Below are 12,880 nucleotides of genomic sequence, written 5' to 3' on the forward strand. Positions count from 1 at the left end.
TGGCGCCGAACGCCACACGGACGGCCCCGGCGATCGAGCCGCCGCGCCAGTACCCCGACAAGCCCGCGGACGTGTTCCTGTTCGGCACCTGCGTGCTGGACCTGTTCTTCCCTGATGCCGGCATGGCGGCGATCCTCGCGACCGTGATGGGTCTGATGAAGGCGGGCGAGCACGTCGTCGCGTCGCGCTCGATCTTCGGCTCGACGGTGCAGCTCTTCTCCAACATCCTCGGCCGCTTCGGCGTCGAGACGACCTACGTGTCGCCGACCGACCCGGAGGAATGGCGCGCGGCGGTCAAGCCGAACACGAAGCTCTTCTTCGTCGAGTCGCCGTCGAACCCGCTCACCGAGGTGAGCGACATCCGCGCCCTCGCCGACATCGCGCACGCGGCGGGCGCCTGGCTCGCGGTCGACAACTGCTTCTGCTCGCCGGCGCTGCAGAAGCCGCTCGCGCTCGGCGCCGACATCGTGATCCATTCCGCGACCAAGTACCTCGACGGGCAGGGCAGGGTGCTCGGCGGCGCGGTGCTCGGCAAGAAGGACCTGATGGAGGGCGTCTACACCTTCCTGCGCACCGCCGGCCCGACGCTCTCCGCGTTCAACGCCTGGGTGATATTGAAAGGATTGGAGACGCTGTCGATCCGCATGGACGCGCATTCGAAGAACGCGCTGGCGCTGGCGCAGTGGCTCGAGGCGCAGCCGCAGGTCGCGCGCGTGCTGTACCCGGGGCTGCCGTCGCACCCGCAGCACGAACTCGCGATGGCGCAGCAGAAGACCGGCGGCGGCATCGTCGCGTTCGAGCTGAAGGGCGGCCAGGAAGCGGCGTGGAAGCTGATCGACGCGACGCGGCTGCTGTCGATCACCGCCAACCTCGGCGACACCAAGACGACCATCACCCACCCGGCGACCACCACGCACAGCCGCATGACGCCGGAGCAGCGCGCCGCGGCGGGCATCGGCGACGGCCTGGTGCGCATCGCGGTGGGGCTGGAGGCGGTCGCCGACATCCAGGCCGACCTCGCGCGAGGGCTGGCGTGAGGCGGCTGCTGCCCGCGCTGTGCCTGCTCGGCGCGACCGCAGGCCATGCGGCCGACATGGCCGTGGTGCGCTACGTCGACCAGGATCCGGGCGACCCGCCGTACCTGACGCGCATCCTCGTCACCCCCGATTTCCTGCGCATGGACGGCGGCGAGGATGGCGGCGACTTCGTCCTGCTGGACCGGCGTGGCCGCCAGGTCATCAGCGTCATGCGCGACGCCGGCCTCGCGATGGCGTTCTCGCCGGGCGAGATTCCGTCCAGGCCGGCCGGCTGGGCGCCGCGGCTCGACACCGGGGCGGGGGCGCCCGGTACCCGCCGGTTCAGCCTCGTGGTGAACGGCGTGGTATGCAGCGAAGGCGTGGCCGCGGCGGCCGCGGCGCCGGACGTGGCGCGCGCGATGGCGGAGCTGAAGGCGGTGCTGGCCGCCACGCAGTACCGCGTGTGGAAGGATTCGCCGCCCGAGATGCAGCACGACTGCGACCTCGCGAACCAGGTATGGGAATCGGGCGCGACGCTCGGCCTCGGCCTGCTGCTCGAGGAGCGCGAGTTCACCGGGCGCACGCGCCGGTTCGAAAGCGAATCGAGGCAGCCCCTGCAGCCCGAACTGTTCCGGGTGCCGGACGGCATGGCCGCGGTCAACGCCCCGTCATAGGTCTTCCAGCCGCAGCGCACAGCCGGCGGCATCGCACACCACGTAGCCCCAGCGCGCGTACCAGTCGGGCACCACCCAGCGCTCGCAGTCGCGGCCGTCGACCGCATGCGCGTGGCGCGCGGGCCGGTGGGTGTGGCCGTGGATCAGGCGCGCCGCCTGCTGCTCGCGCAGGACGCGCACCACTTCCGCTTCGTTCACGTCCATGATCGCGGCGGGCTTGTCCGCCTTGGCCGCCTGGCTGCCGGCGCGCGCCCGGCGCGCCAGGCGCCGGCGCAGCGAGAAGGGCAGGTGCCGCAGCAGCGCGAGCGTCAGCGGGTGCCGCACCCGGCGGCGGAAGGCCTGGTAGGCGGTGTCGTCGGTGCACAGCGTGTCGCCGTGCATGAGGAGCGTCGGCACGCCGTAGAGGTCGATGCGGGCGGGGTCGGCGACGAGCGTCATCCCGGCGCGTGCGGCGTAGCGTGCCGCCAGCATGAAGTCGCGGTTGCCGTGCATGAAACGGACCGGCGTGCCGGAATCGGCGAGCGCCCTGAGGCGCCGTGCCGTTTCGTGCGCCACCGCCTCGTCGTGGTCGTCGCCCACCCACGCCTCGAACAGGTCGCCGAGGATGTAGAGCGCGTCGGCGCCGGCGACCTCCTCCTCGAGGAAGCGAAAAAAACGCCCGGTCGCGGCCGGGCGTTCGTCGGTGAGATGCAGGTCGGCGACGAAGAACGTGCGGCCGGCACCCGGTTTCGACGTCGGGCTCACCGGCGCGTCAGACGATTTCCGCCTTGGTGATGACGATGTCCTCGAGCGGCACGTCCTGGTGGCCGGCGCGGTTGCCGGTCTTCACCTTCCTGATCGCGTCGACCACCTCGGTGCCCTCGACGACCTTGCCGAACACGGCGTAGCCGTAGCCCTGCGGGGTGGGGGCGGTGAAGTTGAGGAAGCCGTTGTTGGCGACGTTGATGAAGAACTGCGCGGTCGCCGAGTTGGGGTTCGGCGTGCGCGCCATGGCGATGGTGTAGGCCTCGTTCTTCAGGCCGTTCGCGGCCTCGTTCTCGATCGGCGCGCGGGTAGGCTTCTGCGACATGCCGGGTTCCATGCCGCCGCCCTGGATCATGAAGCCGTCGATCACGCGGTGGAAGATCGTGCCGTCGTAGAAACCGTCGCGCACGTATTGCAGGAAGTTCTCCACCGTCTTCGGCGCCTTGGCGGCGTCGAGTTCGAGGGTGATGGTGCCGAGGGAGGTGTGCAGCTTGACCATGGGTGTCCTTGTGGGATGAGTTGGGGTGAATGATATCGCGGCGCTCGTTCCCGTGCGCGCCCGGGCGGCCTATCGGGGCAGCGTCGGCGTCTCGAGCGTCGGGTCCGCGGCCGGCCCGAGTACCGCCTGCTTTCCGAGCAGCGACCGCATCAGCGCGAGCTTTTCGCCCGTGGTCGCGTTCTTGCCGTCGAGCGCCAGCGCCTTCTCGTATTCGGCCAGCGCCAGCCTGGCATGGACGTCGCCGAGATTCTCGTGCGCGGTGGCGTAGCCGGGGTGGGCGCGCAGGGCCGATTCCAGCGCGATCCGCGCGGATTCGTAGCGTCCCTGCGCAGCGTGGAGCACGGCCAGGTTGTTGTAGGGTTCGGGCAGTTCCGGGTAATCCTCGGTCAGCGCGGTCAGCACCTCGATCGCCGCGTCGGGCTTGCCCTGGTCGGCGAGGATGAGCGCCTTGAGGAAGCGCACCCGCGCGTTGCCGGGTTCCGCGGCGAGCTGGCGGTCGGCCGCGTCGAGCGCACCGGCGAGGTCGCCCCGCTCGAACTGCGTGCGGATGTCCCCGAGCGCGTCGGCCAGCACGGGGCCGGCGGCGAGCAGCGCGCTGGCGGCAACGGCGGCGAGGAGACGTGGCAGGGCCATGTGATATGCTCGGCTGATCCAGGGAAGACGGCATTCTAGCAACATCGCCCCGGCCGAGACAGCGCCGCGCTTCCCGTCGTCGTCCACCTTCGCCGCCTGCTCGCACCGATGCTGCACATCACCAATTCCCTCACGCGCACCAAGGAAGAATTCGTCCCGCTCGTTCCCGGCCGGGTCCGCATGTACGTCTGCGGCATGACCGTGTACGACCTGTGCCACCTCGGGCACGCGCGGGTGTTCGTCGTGTTCGACATGGTGACGCGCTGGCTGCGCGCGAGCGGCTACGACGTCGAGTACGTCCGCAACATCACCGACATCGACGACAAGATCATCAGGCGCGCCCAGGAGAACGGCGAGACGCCGGCCGCGCTGACCGAGCGCTTCATCGCAGCGATGCACGAGGACGAGCGCGCGCTCGGCGTGCTGCCGCCCGACCACGAGCCGCGTGCCACGCAGTACGTGGCGAAGATGCTGGCGATGATCGAGCAGCTGCTCGCCAACGGCCTCGCGTACCCGGCGCCCAACGGCGACGTCTACTACAGCGTGCGCGGCTTCCCGGCATACGGCCGCCTCTCCGGCAAGAGCCTCGACGAGCTGCGCGCCGGCGAGCGCGTCGAGGTCGACCCCAACAAGCGCGACCCGATGGACTTCGTGCTGTGGAAGGCCGCCAAGCCGGGCGAGCCGGCGTGGGACTCGCCCTGGGGGGCGGGGCGCCCCGGCTGGCACATCGAGTGCTCGGCGATGAGCGCCGACCTGCTCGGCCGCCATTTCGACATCCACGGCGGCGGCCAGGATCTGCAATTCCCGCATCATGAAAACGAAATCGCCCAGTCGGAAGGGGCGAACGGCTGCACCTTCGTGAACTACTGGATGCACAACGGCTTCGTGCGGGTGGACAACGAAAAGATGTCCAAATCGCTGGGCAATTTTTTCACCATCCGCGAGGTGCTGGAAAAGTACGATGCCGAAGTGGTGCGCTTCTTCATCCTGCGCGCGCATTACCGCAGCCCGCTGAATTATTCGGATGCCCACCTCGACGACGCCAGGGGCGCGCTGACGCGCCTGTATACCGCGCTGAAAAACGCGCCGCCGGAGGCGGACGCACCCGCACCCGACTGGAGCCAGCCTGCGGCGCTGCGCTTCCGGGCGGCGATGGACGACGATTTCAATACCCCCGAGGCGCTGGCGGTGCTGTTCGAGCTGGCGAGCGAGGCGAATCGCGGCGATGCCGTCGCGGCGCGGACGCTGCGCCATCTGGGCGGGGTGCTGGGGCTGCTGCAGCGTGATACGGCAGACTTCCTGCAGGCGAAGGCGGCCGACGGCGGCATCGGCGAGGCGGAGATCGAAACCCTGATCGCTGCGCGGCAGGCGGCGCGCAAGGCGAAAGATTTTGCCGAATCCGACCGCGTCCGCGATGCCCTGACGGCGGCCGGTATCGTGCTGGAAGACGGGCCGGGCGGCACCACCTGGCGGCGTGCCTGAAGTGCCGGGCGCGCTGACCGCAGCATGACGTCCAGCCCCCTGGTCCTGGTCGGTGCCGTGGGCTGGCAGCATCCCGCGTGGCGCAAGGGGTTTTACCCGGACGGTCTGCCGGATGACTGGATGTTGTCTTATTACAACACGCAATTCCAGACGGTTTATCTGCCGGCATCCGTCTGGCAGGCGACCCCCGAAGCAAGCTGGGCGCAATGGCTGGACGATACCCGCGCAGCGTTTTATTTCGTGCTGGAGCCGGCAGCTGCGGCGCCGGCCAAACCCGCTCAGGAACGGGTGTTGCTGGCAACGCCGGCATGGGAGGCGCGCCATATCTGGTGGCTGGACGAAACGCCGGATCTGCGCCTGCTGGCACAACGCATCGCGCAGCAGGCGGCGACCGGCGAGCCCCTGTTCGTGCTCAGCCGCAGCGGCAATCTCGGTTTGCTGGAACAGGCCAACACCCTGAGGCAGGTGATGGGCTACTGAATAAACGGCAAAACGCCTGCGTCATGGCTGCGGGATGGCTGCTCTTCGGTAAAATGGCAGGCCAAACAAAATACAGGCTCGATTTCTTGCAACACGACAATCTGGTCGAAATCGAAGATGTCGCATTTGGCTACGGTGCCCGACCGGTTTTGAAGGGGATCAACCTGACCGCCAAACGGGGACAGGTCATAGCCATCATGGGCAGCAGCGGTTGCGGCAAAACAACACTTTTGCGTCTGATTGGCGGGCAGGTCAAGCCCGGCCAGGGGACGGTGCGCGTAGCAGGCGAGTCGGTGGGCGACCTCGATCCGGCCAGCCTGTACCGGCTGCGCCGCAAGATGGGCATGCTGTTCCAGTTCGGCGCGCTGTTCACCGACATGTCGGTGTTCGACAATGTGGCGTTCCAGTTGCGCGAACACACCGACCTGCCGGAAGACGCCATCCGCGACCTGGTATTGATGAAGCTGCATGCCGTCGGCCTGCGCGGTGCCGCGCAGTTGATGCCGGCCGAACTGTCGGGCGGAATGGCGCGGCGGGTGGCGCTGGCACGCGCGATTGCGCTGGAGCCCGCGCTGGTGATGTACGACGAGCCGTTTGCCGGACTCGATCCCATTTCGCTGGGCGTAACCGGCAACCTGATCCGCCGCCTGACCGATACGCTGGGGCTGACCTCGCTGGTGGTGACCCACGACGTGCAGGAGTCGTTGAAAATCGTCGATTACGTTTATTTCGTCTCGGAAGGCGTGATCGTTGCCAAGGGGTCGGCAGACGATATCCGTGCGTCCGACCTGCCTTATGTGCACCAGTTCGTGCACGGCGAAGCCGACGGCCCGGTACCGTTCCATTATCCGGCGCCGTCCTACGCCGACGACTTGCGGCTGGGAGGATAAAGTGCTCAAACGATCGATCGAAAACCTGGGCAATCGCACGATACAGGGGGTGTGGCGCATCGGTTTCGCCGCCCGCTTCTTTTTTGCGATGCTGCTGCACTCGGGCACCGCATTCCGCCGCTTCGGCTTGACCATCCGCGAGATGTACTTCACCGGCGTGCTCTCGCTCATCATCATTCTGGTGTCGGGGCTGTTTGTCGGCATGGTGCTCGGTCTGCAGGGCTACGAGACGCTGCTGACCTACGGCTCGGAAGAGGCGCTGGGCGTTCTGGTGGCGCTCTCGCTGGTGCGCGAACTGGGACCGGTGGTGGCCGCCTTGCTGTTCGCCAGCCGCGCCGGATCGGCCATCACCGCCGAGATCGGCCTGATGAAGGCGACCGAGCAGCTCTCTGCGATGGAAATGATGGCGGTCGATCCGATCGCCCGCGTGGTGGCGCCGCGCTTCTGGGCCGGGGTGATTTCGATGCCGCTGCTGGCAGCACTGTTCTCTGCGATGGGGATTTTCGGCGGTTATCTGGTCGGCGTGCAGCTGATCGGGGTCGACGAAGGCGCGTTCTGGTCGCAGATGAAGAACGCGGTCGACTTCGAGCAGGACATCCTCAACGGCGTCATCAAGAGCGTGGTGTTCGGCGTTGCCATCACCACCATCGCGCTGTTCGAGGGCTACGACGCGCCGCCGACCGCCGAAGGCGTGTCGGGCGCCACCACGCGTACCGTGGTGACTTCGAGCCTGGCCGTGCTGGCGCTGGATTTTGTTTTGACTGCATTCATGTTCCGGGGGATCAACTGACAATGAACAAGACCGTACTCGATCTCTGGGTGGGATTATTCGTCATCGCAGGCATCGCCGCGCTGCTGTTCCTGGCGCTCAAGGTAGGCAGCATGAGTACCGTAAACACGTCGGACAGTTACGAAGTCGTCGCCCGCTTCGAGAACATCGGCGGACTCAAGCCGCGCGCGCCGGTCAAAAGTGCCGGGGTGGTGGTGGGCCGGGTGGCGGATATCCGTTTTGACAATGAAACTTACGAAGCGGCCGTCACACTTCGTGTGGACAAGCGCTATGCTTTCCCCAAGGACACCACTGCCGCGATCATGACCTCGGGTCTGCTGGGCGAGCAATACATCGGCCTGGAGGCCGGCGGCGACAGTTCGAAGCTGAAAGACAAGGACCGGATTCTCATCACGCAAGATGCCGTGGTGCTGGAAAATCTGATCGGCCACTTTATATACGGTAAGGCTCAAGAAGGAGCGCCACAATGAAAATCAACGCACTCACCCGTACCCTGCTGGCGGCCGGCCTGTTGCTGGCCGCCCTGCCAGGACAGGCGGACACCATCAACCTGCAGCAGGCGGTGGAAATGAGCCTGGCGGCCGACCCCCGCATCAAGGAGCGCGAACAGGTGGTCGAAGCTGCGCGCGGCATGCTGCAGGAAGTGCAGGGCAACGCCGGCTGGCGGGTCAGCGCCAACGCCTTCATCGGCCTGGCGCCGGAAGCCGAGGGCGGCTTCTACCAGGGCGGGGCCTTCAGCGGAACCACTCCGCGCACCGACGGCGACAGGATCGAAGGCATTTCCGACTGGACGCATCTGGATTTCGCGCTGATCAAGCCGCTCTACACCTTCGGCAAGATCGAGCATTACGGCGAGGCCGCGCGCGGCAACATCGACCTCAAGCGCGGCGAGCTCAAGCAAACGCGCGGCGATACGGTCTACGACACCAAGCGCGCCTATTTCGGCTATCTGACCGCGCGCGATATCCGGGTTTTCCTGGAAGACATGCAGGGCCGGCTGGATCGGGCCATCACCTCGGTCGAACGCGATCTCAAGGAAGAAACCGGCGAGGCCAAGCAGTCCGACCTGTATGCGCTGCAATCGGCTAAAGGCTTGCTGGCCAAGTACGTGTACCAGTCGCACGCCATCGAGAAAATCAGCCTGGACGGCCTCAAGGTGCTGACCGGTGCCGGGTTGAAGGCCGATCTGAAGGTGGCCGACGAACGTCTCGAGCCGGTTGCCTTCCCGCGCGTCGATCTGGCCGAGTTCCAGTCGCGCGCCTTGCAGGAACGCCCCGAAATGCAGCAGCTCGAAGCCGGCCTGCGTGCCCGCCGCGCCCTGGTGGCCGCCAAGAAAGCCGACCGCATGCCGGACGTGTATGCCGGCGTGATCGGGCAGTTCAACTACGCTTCGCAACGCGAGCGGCTGGACAACCCCTATCTCTACGATCCCTTCAATGGCGGCGGCCTGACTCCGGTGGTGGGGGTGAAATGGGACACCGTGTTCGGCGCCGCCAGCGCCCGCGTCAATCAGGCGCAGGCCGAGCTGGAAGCGCTCAACCACAAGAAGGCGTTTGCCGTGGCAGGCATTCCGTTCGAAGTGGGCGAGGCCTACGCCAATGCCGAGGCCAACTACAATGCGCAGCGCGATCTGGGCGAAGGCGCGGCGGCAGCGCGGCGCTGGATGGTGGCGTCGCTGGCCGATTTTGCGGCCGGGATCGAAAGCGCCGACAAAGTGGCCAACGCGCTCAAGAATTACGTCCTGACGCAGACCGAATATTTGCGTACGGTCAACGATTACAACATGAACGTGGCGCAACTGGCGCGCCTGACGGGTGAACTCAAGTAAACGGCGGGCGTCTATTTCTTGACCCGGTTCATGCAACTCCGATTTTTTCGAACAGGAATACCTACAAACATGTTGCGCACATTCTTTTCGCTGCTGGCACTGGTGCTGGGGCTCAACACCGGATCGGCGTTGGCCGCCGACACGCCGCCCGATGTGCTGGCACGCACCACCACGCAGGAAGTCCTCGCGATCCTGAAACAGGACAAGGACATCCAGAACGGCAATCAGAGCAAGGTGTATCAGCTGGTCGAAGCCAAGATCCTTCCCAACTTCGATTTCAACCGCATGACCCAGCTGGCCGTCGGCAAGCACTGGCCGCGTGCCACCGCCAAGCAGAAGCAGGAACTGGTGACCGAGTTCCGTAACCTGCTGGTGCGCACCTATTCCAGCTCGCTCACTGCGTTCACCAACCAGACGGTCGAATTCAAGCCGCTGGCGATGAAGCCGGACGACACCGACGTGACCGTGCGTTCCGAGATTCGCCAGCCGGGCGGGCAGCCCATTCCGATCGACTACAGCATGTACAAAACCGCCTTCGGCTGGAAGGTTTACGATGTGTCGATCGACGGCGTCAGCCTGGTGACCAATTATCGTGCGTCCTTTTCCAGCACCATCCGCCAGAACGGCATCGACGGCCTGATCAAGACCCTGTCTGCCCAGTCCGAACGCGGGGCGGCCAAACCGGCGCCGCGCCCCGGCTCGTGATTGCCTGCGAGGGCACGCGCTGCCGTATCGCCGGCGCGGTGACCGTCGACAGCGTCGGCAGCCTGCTGCGCGAATTGCGGCCGCTCCTCGCGCAGCAGGTCGATACGCTGGATTTCAGCGGGGTCGAAGCCGCCGATTCGGCCGCCCTTGCGCTCATCTTCAGTGCCATGCGCCAGGCCCGGCAGTCAGGCCGCTCGCTGAGCTGTACCGGCATGCCCGCCAGCTTTATTACCCTGGCCGAACTGTATGGGGTGGCCGAGCTGTTGCCCGCATGAGCCAGGCAAACCCCGCGATCCGTGTCAGCGAACTGCGCAAGCGCTTCCGCACCACCCAGGCGCTCGACGGGGTTTCGCTCGACATCCCGCAGGGTGAGTTTTTCGGCCTGCTGGGGCCCAACGGCGCGGGCAAGACCACACTGATCTCGATTCTGGCCGGGCTTGCCCGCGCCGATTCAGGTCATGCCGCCATCATGGGCCACGACGTGGTGCGCGACTATCGTCAGGCGCGCCGCGCCCTGGGCGTGGTGCCGCAGGAGCTGGTCTACGATCCCTTCTTCAACGTGCGCGAAACCCTGCGCATCCAGTCCGGCTATTTCGGCCTCAGGCACAACGACGGCTGGATCGACGAGATCATGCATCACCTCGATCTCACCCAGCACGCCGACAAGAACACGCAGAACCTGTCGGGCGGCATGAACCGCCGTCTGCTGGTGGCGCAGGCGCGGGTGCCCAAGCCGCCGCTCATCGTGCTCGACGAACCGACTGCCGGCGTCGACGTCGACCTGCGCCGCTCGCTGTGGGAATTCATCAGCCGCCTCAACCGCGAGGGGCACACCATCCTGCTGACCACGCATTATCTGGAAGAGGCCGAGGCGCTGTGCAGCCGCATCGCCATGCTGAAAAGCGGGCGCGTCGTCGCCCTCGACGCCACGCGCAACCTGCTGCAACTGACCAACGAGCATTGCGCACAGCTGCGGCTCGACGCCGAATCCGTGCCGGCCGCCTGGCAGGATCGCCTGCAGCGCGAGACGGACGGCTGCTGGCGTTTCAATTTCGGTGAGTACACGGAACTGGAAAACCTGCTGGCCGACCTGCGCGGCGCCGGGATCCGCGTGACCGAGTTGCACCTGCTGGAGCCCGACCTGGAGGATGTCTTCACTGACATCATGAAACGCACATGAGTCAGGTCTTTGTGATGGCGTTGGAATCGCGGCGAGGGCGCCGCTCCTACCTGATGGAGCACGCCCGCCGTGTGGGAGGCCCGCCCTCGGGCCGATTGGTTTGCGCCATTCCCGTGTACACCCGTTCGATGGAGGCCTCATGAGCGGCTTCCCGGCACTCTTCTACAAGGAAATGCTGCGTTTCTGGAAGGTGGCGGTGCAGACCGTGGTCGCCCCGGTGGTGATGGCGCTGCTGTACCTGCTGATCTTCGCGCACGTGCTGGAAGCCCACGTCGAGGTCTATCCCGGCGTCTCCTACGCCAGCTTCCTGGTGCCGGGGCTGGTGATGATGAGCATGTTGCAGAACGCGTTTTCCAACAGCTCGTCCAGCCTGATCCAGTCGAAGATGACCGGCAACATCGTGTTCGTGCTGCTGCCGCCGCTGTCGTACCTGGAGTTTTTTCTGGCCTATCTGGGGGCGGCGATCCTGCGCGGATTGATCGTCGGGATCGGCGTATGGGCGGTGACCCTGTGGTTCGCTTCGTGGCAGATGCCGCAGCTTGGCTGGCTGCTGGCATACGCAGTGCTGGCCTGCGCCATCATGGGGGCGGTCGGCATCGTGGCCGGCATCTGGGCGGAAAAATACGACCAGCTGGCGGCGTTCCAGAACTTCCTCATCCTGCCGCTCACCTTCCTGTCCGGCGTGTTCTATTCGATTCATTCGCTGCCGCCTTTCTGGCAGGCGGTCTCGCACGCCAACCCGGTGTTCTACCTGATCGACGGCTTCCGCTACGCCTTCGTCGGCCAGTCCGACACCGATCCCTGGCTCGGCCTGCTGGTCGCCGGGGCCTGCTTTGTGGCAATATCCGCGATTACCCTGGCGCTGCTCAAGCGCGGCTACAAACTCAGACACTAGATTGGGAAAGTCAAGCATGGTTACCCCCGACGACATCAAAGGCTGGATCACCGAGAAACTGCCGTGCGATCACATCGAACTGGATGGTGATGGCCAGCATTTCCAGGCGGTGATCGTCAGCCCCGCCTTCAGCGGCAAGAACATGATCCAGCAGCATCGGCTGGTCTACGATGCGCTCGGCGCACGCATGCATGCGCAGATCCACGCACTGTCGATGAAGACCTACACCCCGGAAGACTGGGCCAGCCGCTGAATGGATGCATTGCTGATCCACGGCGGCAGCCCGCTCGCCGGTGAGGTGCGCATTTCCGGCGCGAAGAACGCCGCGCTGCCGATCCTGACCGCGAGTTTGCTGACCGCCGACCCCTTGCGGCTCGGCAACGTGCCGCATCTCAAGGACATCAGCACCATGCTGGCGCTGCTCGGCCACATGGGCGTGCGCGTGACACTCGACGACCAGAACCATGTCACCCTGTGCGGCGAATCGATCCCGCACAAGGAAGCCCCCTACGAAATGGTGAAAACCATGCGCGCCGCGATCCTGGTGCTGGGGCCGACATTGGCGCGCTTCGGCGAAGCGCGGGTTTCGCTGCCCGGCGGCTGCGCCATCGGTTCGCGCCCGGTCGACCTCCACATCAAGGGCCTGCAGGCGATGGGCGCCGACATCAGCATCGAGCACGGTTACATTCATGCGCGCTGCAAGCGCCTGCAGGGCGCGCGCATCGTGATGGACATGGTGACCGTGACCGGCACCGAAAACCTGATGATGGCCGCGGCGCTGGCTGAAGGCACCACCGTGCTGGAAAACGCCGCGCGCGAACCCGAAGTGGTCGATCTGGCGCGTTGCCTGATCGCCATGGGCGCCAAAATCGAAGGCGCTGGCAGCGATGTCATCACCATTCACGGCGTCGACACGCTCCACGGCGCGGACTATTCGGTGATGGCCGACCGCATCGAGACCGGCACCTTCCTGGTTGCCGCCGCCATGACCGGCGGCCGTGTGCGCACCACCCACGCCCAGCCCGACACGCTGGAAGCAGTGATCGCCAAGCTGCGCGAGGCGG

At 66.1% G+C, this 12,880-nt stretch carries 17 protein-coding genes; 14 read left to right on the forward strand and 3 right to left on the reverse strand.

The features are described from left to right. Both Q0L94_RS02550 and Q0L94_RS02555 read left to right on the forward strand, forming a co-directional pair. Positions 1-1,037 (forward strand): O-succinylhomoserine sulfhydrylase (locus tag Q0L94_RS02550; protein ID WP_296749808.1); only part of this gene is annotated, 1,037 nt, incomplete at its 5' end. Beyond that, positions 1,034-1,690, forward strand: a complete 657-nt coding sequence (locus Q0L94_RS02555; RefSeq protein ID WP_296749809.1) for a hypothetical protein — start codon at positions 1,034-1,036, stop codon at positions 1,688-1,690. The genes Q0L94_RS02550 and Q0L94_RS02555, both read left to right, overlap by 4 nt. Here the strand turns inward: Q0L94_RS02555 and Q0L94_RS02560 are convergent. The 3 genes from Q0L94_RS02560 to Q0L94_RS02570 form a co-directional block, all read right to left on the reverse strand. After that, positions 1,685-2,434: a UDP-2,3-diacylglucosamine diphosphatase gene (locus Q0L94_RS02560; RefSeq protein ID WP_296749811.1), complete on the reverse strand. Its 750-nt coding sequence runs from the start codon at positions 2,432-2,434 to the stop codon at positions 1,685-1,687. The two genes, Q0L94_RS02555 and Q0L94_RS02560, sit on opposite strands and share 6 nt — an antisense overlap. 7 nt (positions 2,435-2,441) lie before the next feature. Next, the gene (locus Q0L94_RS02565) at positions 2,442-2,933 is read right to left on the reverse strand and encodes a peptidylprolyl isomerase (protein WP_296749813.1); all 492 of its coding nucleotides are present in this window, start codon (positions 2,931-2,933) and stop codon (positions 2,442-2,444) included. Positions 2,934-3,002: 69 nt separating this feature from the next. Further along, positions 3,003-3,611: a tetratricopeptide repeat protein gene (locus tag Q0L94_RS02570; RefSeq protein ID WP_296749815.1), complete on the reverse strand. Its 609-nt coding sequence runs from the start codon at positions 3,609-3,611 to the stop codon at positions 3,003-3,005. A gap of 63 nt (positions 3,612-3,674) precedes the next feature. Between Q0L94_RS02570 and cysS the strand changes: the two genes are divergently transcribed. The 12 genes from cysS to Q0L94_RS02630 all read left to right on the forward strand — a co-directional run. Further along, on the forward strand, positions 3,675-5,048 hold the full coding sequence (gene cysS, locus Q0L94_RS02575; RefSeq protein WP_296749816.1) for a cysteine--tRNA ligase: 1,374 nt from the start codon (positions 3,675-3,677) through the stop codon (positions 5,046-5,048). A gap of 24 nt (positions 5,049-5,072) precedes the next feature. After that, entirely contained in the window at positions 5,073-5,528 is a 456-nt protein-coding gene (locus tag Q0L94_RS02580) for a hypothetical protein (RefSeq protein WP_296749818.1), read from the forward strand. An 86-nt stretch (positions 5,529-5,614) separates the two neighbouring features. Then, complete coding sequence (locus Q0L94_RS02585; RefSeq protein WP_296749820.1) at positions 5,615-6,418, forward strand: ABC transporter ATP-binding protein; 804 nt, start codon at positions 5,615-5,617, stop codon at positions 6,416-6,418. A gap of 1 nt (position 6,419) precedes the next feature. Next, a complete protein-coding gene (gene mlaE / locus Q0L94_RS02590; RefSeq protein WP_296749821.1) occupies positions 6,420-7,208 on the forward strand; it encodes a lipid asymmetry maintenance ABC transporter permease subunit MlaE in 789 nt (262 codons plus the stop codon). A 2-nt stretch (positions 7,209-7,210) separates the two neighbouring features. Continuing rightward, positions 7,211-7,678 (forward strand): outer membrane lipid asymmetry maintenance protein MlaD, encoded by a 468-nt coding sequence (gene mlaD / locus Q0L94_RS02595; RefSeq protein WP_296749823.1) that lies wholly within the window; start codon positions 7,211-7,213, stop codon positions 7,676-7,678. Next, positions 7,675-9,036, forward strand: coding sequence for a TolC family protein (locus tag Q0L94_RS02600; protein WP_296749825.1), 1,362 nt, complete (start codon positions 7,675-7,677; stop codon positions 9,034-9,036). Before mlaD ends, Q0L94_RS02600 begins: the two co-directional genes overlap by 4 nt. 69 nt (positions 9,037-9,105) lie before the next feature. After that, entirely contained in the window at positions 9,106-9,741 is a 636-nt protein-coding gene (locus tag Q0L94_RS02605; RefSeq protein ID WP_296749827.1) for a phospholipid-binding protein MlaC, read from the forward strand. Beyond that, positions 9,738-10,016, forward strand: coding sequence for an STAS domain-containing protein (locus Q0L94_RS02610; protein ID WP_296749829.1), 279 nt, complete (start codon positions 9,738-9,740; stop codon positions 10,014-10,016). The genes Q0L94_RS02605 and Q0L94_RS02610 overlap by 4 nt, the downstream gene beginning before the upstream one ends. After that, entirely contained in the window at positions 10,013-10,921 is a 909-nt protein-coding gene (locus Q0L94_RS02615; protein ID WP_296749831.1) for an ABC transporter ATP-binding protein, read from the forward strand. Before Q0L94_RS02610 ends, Q0L94_RS02615 begins: the two co-directional genes overlap by 4 nt. Before the next feature lie 139 nt (positions 10,922-11,060). Then, positions 11,061-11,816 (forward strand): ABC transporter permease, encoded by a 756-nt coding sequence (locus tag Q0L94_RS02620; RefSeq protein WP_296749833.1) that lies wholly within the window; start codon positions 11,061-11,063, stop codon positions 11,814-11,816. 16 nt (positions 11,817-11,832) lie between these two features. Beyond that, positions 11,833-12,069, forward strand: a complete 237-nt coding sequence (locus Q0L94_RS02625) for a BolA/IbaG family iron-sulfur metabolism protein (protein ID WP_296749835.1) — start codon at positions 11,833-11,835, stop codon at positions 12,067-12,069. Further along, a partial coding sequence (locus Q0L94_RS02630) for a UDP-N-acetylglucosamine 1-carboxyvinyltransferase (RefSeq protein WP_296749836.1) occupies positions 12,070-12,880 on the forward strand: 811 nt, incomplete at its 3' end.

It is taken from the genome of Thiobacillus sp. (genome assembly GCF_024708915.1).